Source organism: Streptomyces sp. DSM 116795 (genome assembly GCF_055792905.1).
Window position 1 is genome coordinate 7,080,704 of record NZ_CM147707.1, and the last position, 13,398, is coordinate 7,094,101.

Annotated in this window: 13 protein-coding genes; 6 read left to right on the forward strand and 7 right to left on the reverse strand. The window is 71.3% G+C overall.

Features of this window, described 5'->3' with window-relative positions; genetic code table 11:
* Nucleotides 1–8 precede the first annotated feature (8 nt).
* From ACSMXX_RS30630 to ACSMXX_RS30640, 3 genes are all read right to left on the reverse strand, one after another.
* The gene (locus ACSMXX_RS30630; protein WP_473181900.1) at nucleotides 9–737 is read right to left on the reverse strand and encodes a type 1 glutamine amidotransferase; all 729 of its coding nucleotides are present in this window, start codon (nucleotides 735–737) and stop codon (nucleotides 9–11) included.
* A gap of 31 nt (nucleotides 738–768) precedes the next feature.
* A complete protein-coding gene (locus tag ACSMXX_RS30635; protein WP_473181901.1) occupies nucleotides 769–2,007 on the reverse strand; it encodes a DUF1727 domain-containing protein in 1,239 nt (412 codons plus the stop codon).
* 171 nt (nucleotides 2,008–2,178) lie between these two features.
* A complete protein-coding gene (locus tag ACSMXX_RS30640) occupies nucleotides 2,179–2,826 on the reverse strand; it encodes a TetR/AcrR family transcriptional regulator (protein WP_473181902.1) in 648 nt (215 codons plus the stop codon).
* 154 nt (nucleotides 2,827–2,980) lie between these two features.
* Between ACSMXX_RS30640 and ACSMXX_RS30645 the strand changes: the two genes are divergently transcribed.
* From ACSMXX_RS30645 to gndA, 4 genes are all read left to right on the forward strand, one after another.
* A complete protein-coding gene (locus ACSMXX_RS30645) occupies nucleotides 2,981–4,213 on the forward strand; it encodes an acyl-CoA dehydrogenase family protein (protein ID WP_473181903.1) in 1,233 nt (410 codons plus the stop codon).
* Nucleotides 4,214–4,321: 108 nt separating this feature from the next.
* On the forward strand, nucleotides 4,322–5,122 hold the full coding sequence (locus ACSMXX_RS30650) for a DUF427 domain-containing protein (protein ID WP_473181904.1): 801 nt from the start codon (nucleotides 4,322–4,324) through the stop codon (nucleotides 5,120–5,122).
* 146 nt (nucleotides 5,123–5,268) lie between these two features.
* Nucleotides 5,269–5,856, forward strand: coding sequence for a pyridoxamine 5'-phosphate oxidase family protein (locus tag ACSMXX_RS30655; RefSeq protein ID WP_473181905.1), 588 nt, complete (start codon nucleotides 5,269–5,271; stop codon nucleotides 5,854–5,856).
* Between the two features lie 87 nt (nucleotides 5,857–5,943).
* Nucleotides 5,944–7,386, forward strand: coding sequence for an NADP-dependent phosphogluconate dehydrogenase (gene gndA, locus ACSMXX_RS30660; RefSeq protein WP_473181906.1), 1,443 nt, complete (start codon nucleotides 5,944–5,946; stop codon nucleotides 7,384–7,386).
* Nucleotides 7,387–7,970: 584 nt separating this feature from the next.
* Here the strand turns inward: gndA and ACSMXX_RS30665 are convergent.
* Nucleotides 7,971–8,201: a DUF6480 family protein gene (locus ACSMXX_RS30665; protein WP_473181907.1), complete on the reverse strand. Its 231-nt coding sequence runs from the start codon at nucleotides 8,199–8,201 to the stop codon at nucleotides 7,971–7,973.
* Nucleotides 8,202–8,290: 89 nt separating this feature from the next.
* Complete coding sequence (locus tag ACSMXX_RS30670) at nucleotides 8,291–8,950, reverse strand: alpha-ketoglutarate-dependent dioxygenase AlkB family protein (protein ID WP_473185043.1); 660 nt, start codon at nucleotides 8,948–8,950, stop codon at nucleotides 8,291–8,293.
* Between the two features lie 324 nt (nucleotides 8,951–9,274).
* On the opposite strand from ACSMXX_RS30670, the gene ACSMXX_RS30675 reads away from it, so the two are divergent.
* Together ACSMXX_RS30675 and ACSMXX_RS30680 are read left to right on the forward strand one after the other, a co-directional pair.
* Nucleotides 9,275–9,541, forward strand: a complete 267-nt coding sequence (locus ACSMXX_RS30675; RefSeq protein ID WP_070008754.1) for a GlsB/YeaQ/YmgE family stress response membrane protein — start codon at nucleotides 9,275–9,277, stop codon at nucleotides 9,539–9,541.
* Nucleotides 9,542–9,771: 230 nt separating this feature from the next.
* Entirely contained in the window at nucleotides 9,772–10,824 is a 1,053-nt protein-coding gene (locus tag ACSMXX_RS30680) for a phosphatidylinositol-specific phospholipase C domain-containing protein (protein WP_473181908.1), read from the forward strand.
* A gap of 153 nt (nucleotides 10,825–10,977) precedes the next feature.
* Here ACSMXX_RS30680 and ACSMXX_RS30685 read toward each other — a convergent pair whose 3' ends face one another.
* Nucleotides 10,978–12,513: an ATP-dependent DNA ligase gene (locus tag ACSMXX_RS30685; RefSeq protein WP_473181909.1), complete on the reverse strand. Its 1,536-nt coding sequence runs from the start codon at nucleotides 12,511–12,513 to the stop codon at nucleotides 10,978–10,980.
* 104 nt (nucleotides 12,514–12,617) lie between these two features.
* Complete coding sequence (locus ACSMXX_RS30690) at nucleotides 12,618–12,962, reverse strand: DUF3140 domain-containing protein (protein ID WP_473181910.1); 345 nt, start codon at nucleotides 12,960–12,962, stop codon at nucleotides 12,618–12,620.
* Nucleotides 12,963–13,398: the final 436 nt, after the last annotated feature.

The window sequence follows — 13,398 nt, forward strand, 5'->3', positions numbered from 1 at the left end:
GCCGGAGCTCAGGCCGGCTGCAGCGCCGCGGAGATCCGTTCCTTGCGCAGCGCCTCGTACCACTGGTCGTCGACCGGCGGAAGCGCGTTCACATCCAGCGCCAGCTTGATGAGGTGGTCCGCGATCTGGGGGTTGCGCGCCAGAACCGGGCCGTGCATGTACGTACCGAAGACGGTGTCGTTCCACGCGCCCTCGGTGCCGTCGCCCGTGCCGTTGCCCTTGCCCAGCCGCACCCGCGCCAGCGGGCGGGCGCCGGGTCCGACGTGCGTGATGCCCTGGTGGTTCTCGAAGCCCGTCAGCTCCGGCAGGCCCAACTCGCCGTCGATGTCGGCCAGTACGTCGCCCACGCAGCGCTCGGCCTCGCCGCGGGTGCTGACCACGTCCAGCAGGCCGAGGCCACGCTGGGGCTCGCCGAGGTCGTTGACGAACTCCCGGCCGAGGATCTGGTAGCCGGCGCAGACGGAGAAGATGATGGCGCCGTTGTCGACGGCCCGGCCGAGCCCGCCGTCGCGCAGCAGCCGCTCCGCGGCGAGCCGCTGCGGCCGGTCCTCGCCGCCTCCGATCAGGTAGATGTCCGCCGACGTCGGCACCTGCTGGTCGGAACGGACGTCGGTGCGCTGCACCGACAGCCCGCGCTGCTGCGCGCGCCGCTCCACCACCAGCGCGTTGCCCTGGTCGCCGTAGGTGCTGAGGAGGTCGGGGTAGACCCACACCACCCGCAGGCCCGTGTCACTCATGCTCGCCAACTCCTTGAGCGGGTCGATGGGTTCAGTTGCCGACGACGCGGCGCAGATCCTGGAAGGCCGTGTAGTTCGCGATCGCCTCGATGCGTCCGGGCGGGCACGCCGAGACCGCCTCCGCCGCGCTCTCGCAGACCTGGAAGTCGACGCCGGCGACCTCCAGCCGTACGGCCAGGTCCAGCTTGCGGTCGCCGATCACGCAGATCGGGTGCCCGGCCAGACGCGAGTAGTCCACGTCCCAGAGCCAGGAGGTGTCCGTGCCGTCGGCGCCGCGGGCGTTGACCGAGAGGATCACAGGAGCGGGGGGTGCGTCGATGAGGGAGAAGGTCTCCAGCCACCCGGCGGGGTTCTTCGCCAGCAGCAGCCGCACCTCCCGGCCCCGGTAGTTCACCACGTCGTAGCGTCCGGCGACGGCGGTCACCGAGTGCATCCGCTCCAGCGCCACCTGCGGGGCCACACCGAACGCCGCGGCGACGGCCGCCGACGTCGTGGCGTTGGCCTTGTTGGCGCGGCCCGGGAGCTGAAGCTTGATCGGCCAGGCGGAGCCGTGCGGGTCGAGCACCTCGTCCCCGGACAGCGCCCAACTCGGCGTCGGGCGGCGGAAACCGCACTCGCCGCAGAACCAGTCGTCGTCCGGCCGCTGCATGACGCCGCCGCACGCGGGGCACGACCACGCGTCGTCCTTCCACTCCTGGCCGGCGGCCACCCACACGACGTTCGGCGCGGAGGAGGCCGCCCATACGACGAGGGGGTCGTCGGCGTTGGCGATGACGACGGCCTTGGTGCCGGAGAGCCCCTCACGCCAGCGTTCGGCCAGCATGCGCGTCTCGGCGGCACGGTCGAGCTGGTCGCGGGAGAGGTTCAGCAGGGCGATCGCCTTGGGGGTCACATCGCGCGCGACGGTGTCGAGGTACTTCTCGTCGACCTCGATCACGCCGTACTGGGCCTCCGATCCGCCGGCCAGCGCGGAAGTGATCCCTGCGGGCATGTTCGCGCCCAGCGCGTTGGAGACCACTCCGCCGTTGGCGCGCAGCGCCTCCGCGATCAGGCGGGTGGTGGTGGTCTTGCCGTTCGTCGCCGACACCAGGACCACGTCGAGATGATGGGCCAGCTGAGCCAGCAGGTCGGGATCGAGCCTCAGAGCGACCCTGCCGCCGATCACCGATCCGCTGCCGCGACCCGCTGCCCTCGACACCGCCGCCGCGGCCTTGCCCGCCGTCACGGCCAGCCTGGCCCGCGGAGACAGCGGCTCCTGGTTGCCTGCCATCGTCCTGCTCCTCCTTGCCCCTCGGTGGGAGCAGCCTACCGAGGTCCGCCGCTGTGCCCGAACCGCCTCACCCACAGGCGACTTGCCCTCGTGCGCCGGGCCCGTTCGCGTCCGGGGCGCGGCGCCGCCGCATGTACGCGCACTTGTACGCGGTAACGTGCCGCGATGTGCTCAGAGACGGCCGGGGGCACCGGGACGGTCGTCGGCCATCGCAAGGCTCCCCCACAGCAGGTCGGCGAGCTGTCTCACCAACTCGGCCCGCGAGCAAGGGCGTTCACGCAGCCACCAGTCACCGGCGGCGTACGCCATGCCGACGACGCCGTGTCCCCATACGCGCGCCGCCTCCTGCCCGCCCGGCCCGAGGTCGAGGCGTTCCTCGATCACCTTGCCCAGCTCGTCCCCGAGTCGGCGCAGCAGGGGAGCGGAGTGCTGCCCAGCGTCGAAGCCGCGGTCACTGCCCGAGCCTCCCTCGGAGGGATGCATCAGGAAGCGGTAGACCTGAGGCCGTACCTCGATGGCGGCGAGGTAGGTGTCCAGCGTGGCCTCGACGCGCTGACGCCGCTCCGCGGGGGCGTCAAGTGCCGCTCTCAGCGCGCTGAGCAGGGCGTCGGTGTGCCGTACGGCCAGCGCGCGATAGAGCCCCTCCTTGTCGCCGAAGTGGCGGTACAGGATGGGTTTGGTGATTCCCGCCTCCGCGGCGATGGCGTTCATCGAGGCACCCGGGCCGTCGCGCAGCACCACGCGGTCGGCGGCCTCCAGCAGCTCTTTGCGGCGCCGGTCCGCGGCGCTCCGCTGCTCCGCCGGCTGTGTGGTCTCCATGGTGCCTCCCCACCCTTTGCAATCTCGCTACCCCAGCGAAACGTAACACCCGTCGCAGCCGGACGACCGGTCACGGCCGGGAGTTGACAGCAATTACCGACCAGTAACAGACTTGCCATTACCATTGGTAACTCTGCTGCTGGAAGGACCGGTCATGGGCGACTCCGTATTCGCGCTCGATCTCAATGACGATCAGAAGGAGATCCGTGAATGGATTCACGGTTTCGCAGCCGACGTGATCCGCCCGGCCGCCGCCGAATGGGACGAGCGCGAGGAGACCCCCTGGCCCGTGATCCAGGAGGCCGCGAAGATCGGTCTGTATTCGCTCGACTTCTACGCGCAGCAGTTCTTCGACCCGACCGGTCTCGGCATCGCCATGACGATGGAGGAGCTCTTCTGGGGCGACGCCGGAATCGCCCTGTCCATCGTGGGCACGGGCCTGGCGGCCGTCGGGGTGCTGGCCAACGGAACCGAGGAGCAGATCGGCACCTGGGTCCCGCAGATGTACGGCGACCCTGACGACGTGCAGGTCGCCGCCTTCTGCTCCTCCGAACCCGACGCCGGATCCGACGTCTCCGCCATGCGTACCCGCGCCGTCTACGACGAGGCCAAGGACGAGTGGGTCCTCAACGGCACCAAGACCTGGGCCACCAACGGCGGCATCGCCAACATCCACGTCGTCGTCGCCGTCGTCGACCCCGAGCTGGGCTCCAAGGGACACGCGTCCTTCATCGTCCCGCCGCGCACTACAGGCCTGTCCCAGGGCCAGAAGTTCAAGAAGCACGGCATCCGCGCCTCACACACCGCGGAGGTCGTCCTGGAGGACGTGCGCGTCCCCGGCAGCTGCCTGCTGGGAGGCAAGGAGAAGCTGGACGAGCGCCTCGCCCGTGCGCGCGAGCGCGCCAAGCAGGGCGGTGAGCGCGTGAAGAACGCCGCGATGGCGACCTTCGAGGCCTCCCGGCCCGCGGTGGGCGCGCAGGCCGTGGGCATTGCGCGGGCCGCGTACGAGGTCGCGCTCGACTACGCCAAGGACCGGGTCCAGTTCGGGCGTCCCATCATCGACAACCAGGGCATCGCCTTCCAGCTGGCCGACATGCGCACCCGCATCGACGCTGCACGCCTGCTGGTGTGGCGCGCCTCGTGGATGGCGGCGGCGGGCAGGCCGTTCGACTCCGCCGAGGGGTCCATGTCGAAGCTCTACGCGGGCGAGACGGCCAAGACGGTCACCGCACAGGCCATGCAGATCCTCGGCGGCAACGGCTTCACACGCGAATACCCGGTGGAGCGGATGCACCGCGACGCCGCCATCTACACGATCTTCGAAGGGACGAGCGAGATCCAGCGCCTGGTCATCGCCCGTACGGTCTCCGGGAGTTCCATCCGGTGAGATGAGCGGGCCCGTTGGGGTGAGAGCCCGCGCCGGGCGCGGTGGGCCGGCCGCGGTGCGAGAGTGGGAAGCGCACCGCACCGCCACGCTGATCCGGAGGCGCAGACCATGACCCTCACCCTCGGCGGCGGACCGCTCGCCTCGCGGTCCCCGGAGACCGTCAACTACACCATCGACGGCCCGGCGCACCGGCTGCTGTGGCAGCCGTTCCCGCGCCGCGTACGGGCGCTGCTGGGCAGCGAGACTGTGCTGGATTCCACCAGCGCCAAACTGCTCCACGAGAGCAATCTGCTGCCGCAGCTGTACGTGCCGCAGGGCGACCTGCGCGAGGACCTGCTGGAGGAGAGCGGCCACACCACCCACTGCCCCTTCAAGGGCGACGCCCGCTACTGGAGCGTGCGGTACGGCGACCGCCTCGCGGAGAACGCCGTGTGGAGCTACCCCGAACCGCTGGACGGCGCCGGGTGGCTCAAGGGGCACGCGGCCGTGTACTGGGCGTCCATGGACGCATGGTTCGACGAGGACGAAGAGGTCAGCGGGCACGTACGCGACCCGTACCACCGCGTCGACGTACGCCCCACCGGCCGTCACGTGGTGATCAGGGCCGCGGGCACGGAGATCGCCGGGAGCCGCCGGGCGTACCTGCTCTCCGAGACCGGCCTGCCCAACCGCTACTACCTGCCGCCGGAGGACGTACGCACCGAACTGCTGCAGCCCAGCTCCACACACACGCACTGCCCCTACAAGGGCCGGGCCTCCTACCGGACGCTGCGCACCGCCGGCGGCGTCATCGAGGACGCCGCGTGGTGCTACGAGCAGCCGCTGGACGAGGCGGCGCGCATCGCCGGGCACCTGTGCTTCCTCGCCGACGGCGTCGAGACCGTCGTCGACGGCACGCCTCTGAGTTGACGGGCTCCGGCACCAGGCATCCGCCGGCCCGGCATCCGGCATCTCCCGGCCCAGCACCGTACGGGCGGCGGAGTGGCCGGCGACGCGGCCGTACGCGTTTGCGGAATCCCCGCTCATGGCCCTCGCTCCCGGCCGACAATGCCCGGATGGGCAAGATCTACGAACGCATCGACGGGCGGCTTCGTGACTTCATCGAGGAGCAGCCCGTCTTCTTCACCGCGACCGCTCCGCTGGCGCCCGGCGGACACGTCAACGTCTCACCGAAGGGGGTGGCCGGTTCGTTCGCCGTGCTCGACGACGTCACCGTCGGCTACCTCGACCTCGGCGGCAGCGGCGCCGAGACGATCGCCCATCTGCGGGAGAACGGCCGGATCACCCTGATGTGGTGCGCGTTCGCAGGGCCGCCGCGCATCGTCCGCGTCCACGGCACCGGCAGACCCGTCTTCCGTGACGACCCGCGCTGGGCGGAGCTGCTCCCGCACTTCGGCGAGGGCATGCGGGACCGCACCGATCTGCGTGCCGTCATCACCGTGCGGGCCGAGCGCATCAGCGACACGTGCGGATTCGCGGTGCCCTTCATGGAGTACCGGGAAGAACGGCCCCTGCACACGCAGCGCTTCGCCCGCGAGACCGACGAGTCGTTCGCCGCATACTGCGAGGCGAAGGAGCACGTCGGAGTCAGCCTGGACGGTCTGCCCGGTCTTCCCCTGCCGCTTCCGCCCCGTACGGGCTGACACGTCGCGCCGCCGGGCACCCGCTTCCCCCTCCACCCGAGCCGGGCGGATCCGCCGGCCGGCCCGTTTCGTTTCAGGAGCATCAGCATGAGCACCAGCGCACACATCGGCGTCACCGGCCTCGCCGTCATGGGCCGTAACCTCGCCCGCAACTTCGCACGCAACGGATACACCGTCGCCCTGCACAACAGGACCGTCTCCAGGACGCGTGACCTCGTGCGCGACTTCTCCGACGAGGGCAGCTTCGTCGCCGCCGAGACGGCGGAGGAGTTCGTCGCCGCACTGGAGCGGCCCCGGCGGCTGGTGATCATGGTCAAGGCGGGTGGTCCCACGGACGCCGTCATCGACGAGTTCGCCGCACTGCTCGAACCCGGCGACGTGATCATCGACGGCGGCAACGCCCATTACGCCGACACCCGCCGCCGCGAGAAGGCACTCCGCGAACGAGGGCTGCACTTCGTCGGTACGGGCATCTCAGGCGGCGAGGAAGGCGCGCTGCACGGCCCGAGCATCATGCCCGGCGGCTCCGCCGACGCCTACGAATCGCTCCGCCCGATGCTGGAGAGCATCGCCGCCAAGGCGCCGGACGGCACTCCCTGCACCACCCACGTCGGCCCCGACGGAGCGGGCCACTTCGTGAAGATGGTGCACAACGGCATCGAGTACGCAGATATGCAGCTGATCGGCGAGGCCTACCATCTGCTGCGTGACATCGCCGGCTACAGCCCCGCCCGCATCGCCGAGACCTTCCGCGACTGGAACACCGGCCGTCTGGACTCCTACCTCATCGAGATCACCGCCGAGGTCCTGTCCCACGACGACGCCGCGACCGGCGAGCCCTTCGTCGACGTCGTCGCCGACCAGGCCGAGCAGAAGGGCACCGGCCGCTGGACCGTGCAGACGGCACTCGATCTCGGGGTGCCGGTCTCCGGCATCGCCGAGGCGGTCTTCGCCCGTTCCCTGTCGGGCCACGCCGATCTGCGCTCCGCCAGCGCACACCTGCCGGGCCCCACGGCCGCGCCGCTCGCCCCGGCCGACGCCGAGCGGTTCGCGGAGAAGGTCGAACAGGCCCTGTACGCCTCGAAGATCACCTCGTACGCGCAGGGCTGGAACATGATCCGCAGCGGCAGCAACGAGTACGGATGGGACATCGACCCCGGCGCCGTCGCCGCCATCTGGCGCGCGGGGTGCATCATCCGCGCGGTCTTCCTGGACCGCATCCGTGCCGCGTTCGCCGCCCGGCCCGATCTGCCGACGCTGCTGGCGGACGACCACTTCGGCAAGGAGATCGGCGAGGCGCAGGGCGACTGGCGGTCGGTGGTGGCCACCGCCGTCGGGCACGGCATCCCCGTGCCGGGCTTCTCCGCCGCTCTCGCCTCGTACGACGCCCTGCGCAGCGCGAGGCTGCCTGCCTCGCTCACGCAGGGGCAGCGCGACTTCTTCGGAGCGCACACCTACCGGCGTACGGACCGTCCGGGGTCCTTCCACACGCTCTGGGGCGGGGACCGCAGCGAGGTGCCCGCGGACTGACCGGGGTGCCGCACCCGGGCCCGGGCCGGCGGGCGGGGAGTGCCGAGCGGACAACCGGGCACCCGCAGCGGGAGCAGGAACAGGCCGCTACGTGAGACCGCTGGAGTTGTGATGGCTCAGCAGCCAGGGACGAGGTTCGCGTCCGGGCGGGCGCGCGACCCGGTTCCGCCCAAGCCCACTCCGCCGCCCGGCCCCGGCGGGCCTGGCCCCGGACCCGCACCGGATCCGGTGCCGGCGCCCGCACCCACCCCGCCGCCGGGGCCGGCTCCCGATCCGATCCCGCCGGCTCCCGGGCCCGAGCCCGTCCCGCCGGACCCGGAACCGCAGCCGGCTCCGCCGGCGCCGTGAAGCCGGTGCCGTAGGAGAGCGGGCCGGTCCGCAACTGCGGGCCGACCCGAACGGAGGCCGTGGGCGACAGGCACATCCCCTTCCTGCCTGTCCGCCCACGGCCTCCGGCCTGTGCTGGTGCGGGCCCGTACCGCGCACAGGCCGGTACGCACTCGGCCGGACGCAGCAGGACCAGGCCGACGCAGCCGTTCACCGCCCCGGTCCCGCTGCCCGCCGCCGCGAGCGAGGGCGTCCGCTCAGAGCTCGACCGCCCAGGCCAGGAAATAGACGAAGAAGACCGCGACGAGCAGCGCCAGCACGATCACCGGCGTCCTGGCCCAGCCCTTCGCGGGATTGTGGCGTTCATCCGGGCCGGCGCCGCCCGTGCTGTCCTCGCCGGGAGGCGTCTCCCCGGGTGGCACCTGGCCGCCGGGCTCCAGACCGGGCGTGTGCCGGGGATCCTCCGGGTCGGGGTATTTCTCGTCCATGACCCCCGGGTAGGCAGAGACGCGCGATCCATACACGGAGACCGGCTCCGGCCGTGGCTTCTGCCGATTTCCGACGGTCCGGTCCAGGTTCAGTCCGCCAGACCGGTGACCCGCAGAGTGAGGTTCAGCCGTCCCGACGCCATCCCCGTGGCCGGATCGCCCGTGCCCGGGAAGACCTTCGTCACGCCGTGGTACGCGAAGCGGGAGGGGCCGCCGAAGACGAACAGGTCCCCCGAGGCCAGCTCGATGTCGGTGTAGGGCCGGCCCCGTGAGGTGGTGTTCCCGAAGCGGAAGACGCACGTGTCGCCGATGCTCAGCGACACCACCGGCTCGGCCGACCTTTCGTCCTTGTCCTGGTGCATGCCCATGCGTGCGCGGCCGTCGTAGAAGTTGATCAGTGCCGTGTCCGGAGCGTACTGCTGCGTCGCCCCGCTCTCGCCGTACGCGTCGCCCAGCGCCCGGCGGCCGAGCTCCCCCAGCCACCCGGGGAAGTCCGCCACCCGGCGCCCGTTCACATCGTCGGCGGTGCGCGTGTAGCGGTAGGGCTGCCAGTGCCATCCCAGGCACACCGTCTGCACCGACATCACACCGCCGCGCGGCAGTCTCGTGTGCCGGAGCGGTACGGGACCGGCCGCCCACCGCCGGGAGGCCGTGACCAGGCGCCGCTGCTCATCGATGCCGAGCCACCCGGGCAGATGCACGGCACCGGGCGCGGGGCTCGACGGGGGAGCGGGGATGAGGGCGTCCAAGTGCCGGGCCTCCTTGGTGCTTTGACGCCGTACGGACCGGGCTGCCGTGCGGACCGAGGCGGCCGTACGTGCCGAACTGCCGTGCGTGCCGAGGCCTGCCGTACGGCCCGGAGCCGGTGCGCACCAGCCGTATGTACGGCCCGACCGCACCCGGCCAGTGTCGCAGTCCCGTACGGACGCGGACGGCGGGAATCGGCCGCCGACCCCCACGTCCGTCAGGGCACGCAGGGGCGCCGCACGCACGGCGGCCGAGGCGAGAAGTGCCGAGTGCGGGCCTGCTGAGCGGGCAAAAGGAGGGAACACGACGACCGACAAGGGGAGATCATGGAGATCTCAGGCATCATCAGCGCCATCGTCATCGGGATCGTCATCGGCGTGCTCGGGCGGCTCATCGTCCCCGGACGTCAGCGCGTCGGCCTTCTCCTGACGATCGGGGTCGGCATCGTGGCCGCCCTGATCGGGTCGGCCATCGCCACGTACTTCGGCGTGGCCGACACCAAGGGGGTCGACTGGGTCGAGTGGCTGATCCAGCTTGTCCTGGCGGCACTCGGCGTCTCCGCCCTCGACCGTTCGAAACGCCGCCGCCGCTGAGCGGACGCCCACGCGGCCAACCCGTGGAGCACCGGGGCCCCTTGCCGGACGGATGCGCCGGCAGGGGGCCTTCGCGTGCGGCGGGTCCGGTGCCGCTTCCTGAACCGGTGGCTGAGCCTGTGACTGGCCCTTGCTGTGCTGGGACTTTCGGCGCAACCCGTACCCGCGGACGGTGAACCGCTCTACGCTGATGACCACTTGGACCCCCCACACCACCAAGGACTCAGGCCATGAGCAGATCCCGCCTCGCCCTCGCCGTGTCGACTGCCGCGCTCGTCACCGCCGCCACCGCGCTCGCCCTCCCGGTCACCGCCCAGGCGGGCCCAGAGAAGGCGGCGGCCGCTTCTTACGCCGACACCACGGGGGTCGGCGTACACAACGCATACGAGCAGGACAAGTACGAATACTTCGCCGACGCCCTCGACTCGGGTGCCTCCCTCCTCGAACTCGACGTGTGGACCAACGTCCTCGGCAAGGGCTGGCGTGTCTCCCACAGCAGCCCCACCGGAAACGACAACAACTGCGAGAACGCCGCATCCGCGGACGAGCTGCGCACAAAGGAACGCGACCAGCGCCTCGACGGCTGCCTCGCCGACATGCGCGCCTGGCACGACGCGAACCCGGGACATCCACCCGTCCTCATCAAGGTCGAGATGAAGGACGGCTTCTACGACAAGGCCGACCGCGGACCCGACGAACTCGACGCCCTGCTCGGCGAGAAGCTCGGCGACGCCCTGCTGCGCCCCTCCGACGTCACCGGTGAACACGCCACCCTCGACGAAGCCGTGGGCAGCACCGGCTGGCCCGGCCGGGACGCCATGGCGGGCAAGTTCCTCGTCGAACTCATCCCCGGCACCGTCGAGGAGGAGAACCCGGCCGACGACCTGTGGACGGACGAGGAGTACGCCACCCACCTCAAGGACCTCGCCGCCAAGGGCTCGCTGGCCGAGGCCGGTGCCTTCCCGGCGGTGCACGGCGCGGAGAAGGGCGACCCCCGCACGGAACGCTACGACGAGGCGCTGCGCCCCTGGTTCGTCGTCTTCGACGGCGACGCTGCGACCTTCGCCGGCGACGGAATCGACACGGCCTGGTATCAGGAACACGGCTATCTCACGGTGATGACGGACGCGCACAAGGTCGATCCGGAGATCGACAACGTCGAACCGGGGGAGCAGGAGGCCCGCGACCGGGTCACCCAACTCGCCGCGTCGCACGCCAGTTTCGCGACCTCCGACTGGTACCCGCTGCCGAAGGTCCTCTCGATGGTCGTCCCGCGCGGCTGAACCGCCCCCGCGGCGGCGGGACTTCACCCGCCCGGCACCGGCCTTCCGTCGGGCCCGCGCCGTGACCCGCCCGGCACCGCGGCCCGTGTAAGCCGCGGTGCCGGGCGGCAACGGGTACACCCACGCCCGTAAGCCCCCTGGTGCGCCGCCCGTTCACCTGCGCAGCGCGAGGACATCGTCGACGGTGTCGGCATCCGCCGCGCTCTTGTCGGGCCGGTAGCGCACCACGCGTGCGAAGCGCAGCGTCACCCCCGCCGGATACCGCGTCGAGCGCTGCAGCCCGTCGACGGCGATCTCCACCACCAGTTCCGGGCGCACCGTCACACCCCAGTGGTGCTCGCGCTCCGCGATCGCGAGCAGCTCCCCGGTCTGCCGGGCCAGCAGCTCGTCCGTCAGCCCCTTGAAGGTCTTGCCGAGCATCGCGAACGATCCGTCCGGCCACCGGGCACCCAGATGGAGATTGGACAGACGCCCCGTGCGCCGCCCGTGGCCCCACTCCGCGGCCAGCACCACGAGGTCGAGCGTGAAGACGGGCTTCACCTTCAGCCAGGACGCGCCGCGCCGCCCCGCCGTGTAGGCGGAGTCCAGCGCCTTGACCACGACGCCCTCATGGCCCTGGTCCAGCACCCGCTGTGCGAACTGCTCGGCGGCGCTGCGTTCTTCGTCAGACTGCGGATGCGAGACGACGAGGCGCCGTACCCGGAGGGATTCGGGAACGGCCTGCGCGAGAGCCTCGTGGCGCTGCGCCGCGTCCAGGTCCACCAGATCACGTCCGTCGACCGAGAGTACGTCGAAGAAACGCGGTGTCACCGGGAGCGTCCCACGGGCCGCGGTCACGTCCGCGTGCGAACCCACGCGCTGTGAGACCTCCTGGAACGCGCGCGGCCTGCCGTCCTCGGCCAGCGCGATGACTTCCCCGTCCAGCACCGCCTGCCGCACCGGCAGAGCGGCCACCGCGCCGGAGACCTCGGGAAGCCGGGCGGTGATGTCGTCCAGGGTCCGCGTGTAGATCCCGACACTCTCACCGTCCTTGTGCACCTGCACGCGGATGCCGTCCAGCTTCTCCTCCACGACGCAGGGACCGAGCCTGTCGACCGCCTCCAGTACGTTCTTCGCGCTCTGCGCCAGCATCGGCAGCACCGGGCGGCCCGTCTGCAGCCGGAACTCCTCCAGCGCGGCGGGCCCTTCGGCCAGCAGCGCACTCGCCACCGCGCCGAGCGAACCGCCGAACATCACGGCGCGCCGCGCCTGTCCGGACGGCACGGAGACCGCCTCCGCCAGCCCTTCGACGGCGAACGCGTCCAGCGCCCCCTGCCGCAACTCGCCGGTGAGCAGCCGGAAGAGGAAGTCCTGCTCCTCCTCGGTCGCCGCGGACATCAACGCCTCCAGCAGCCGTTTACGCTCCGCCTGTGCTCCTTTGCCGCGTACGGAGGCGATCTCCTCCAGCGCCGCGTCCACCTCGGCGATGGTCAAGTGCGCCTCGGGTGACGCCGGGTGGGAAGCGGAGAGCGTACGGAAGCCCACACCGGTACGCCGCTGCGGCAGCCGGCCCGCCAAGTACGTGACGACGACCGGCACTTCGGCGGGCGAAGCCGCGCGGAAGAGTTCCGCAAGCAGCGTCACCTTCTCCTTGCGGGCGGAAACCGTCGTGATCTCCCTCGACGTCCGCGCGATGTCGGCCAGCAGCATGGCACCATCCTCACTCCGCCGCCCCCGGTGCGCATCACCCTGGGCGGGTACGGCTCGGGCCCCCGCTGTACGGCCGTGCCGCCGCGTGGCCCGTCCGAACGGCCTCAGCGCTGCGGGTCGTGCCCCCAGTTCATGAGGGCGAAGCGCCAGTCGGTGTCGCTGACGTCGCCCCGAGGCCGGTGTTTGAGCTGCCGGTCGATGTGGTGGATCGCCCTTCGCATGTGCACCAGATCGTCCGCGGTGAAGTCCGCCCTAGGGGTGCGCAGAAGCCGCAGTATGCGGCGCCCCGCAGCGTGGCCGTGGCTCTCCCGCTGACCCTTGTGCCGGCCCACGCTGCGTGACCGCTCCGTCTCCAGCCAGTGCTCGAGCTGGCCCGCGGGCAGATTCACGTGCCGGGCGAAGTCGGCGAAGAGCTCCTCGCGCTGGGAACCCTGCTTCATGTCGCTCATGGGGCGTTCCCCCCTCTCCCGTGCAGCTCTTCCGGTCCGCCGGGCGGGCCTGCGTCGCCGGCCGGTGATGTCCCGCTGTACCGGCCGCCGGCAGCACGGAGAACGCCGGCGTCCGTACGGGCCACCACTCGTGTTCCGTCGGCGATCCGGCGGCGGAACCTCCCGAACGCCGCGTTGCCCTGCGTTCTCCGTGACAGCCGGCCGTCCCGGAGGATCTTTCTGCCCCTCGACATGGGTTGGATGCCGCCTTTCGCATGATTCGTACCATTCGCTGACCGGGTGCCCCTCCGCCCTCGGTGAATGCCTGGAGTTCCGTTCCGCTCCTGGTACGGGACGTCCCGTCGCCCCGTACGGACGTTCCCGGGCAGTTGCACGGCGCGGAGGTGCACCGGCGCGGCACTGCTGAAAAACTCTCCGCAGATCTCCCTTCACCATC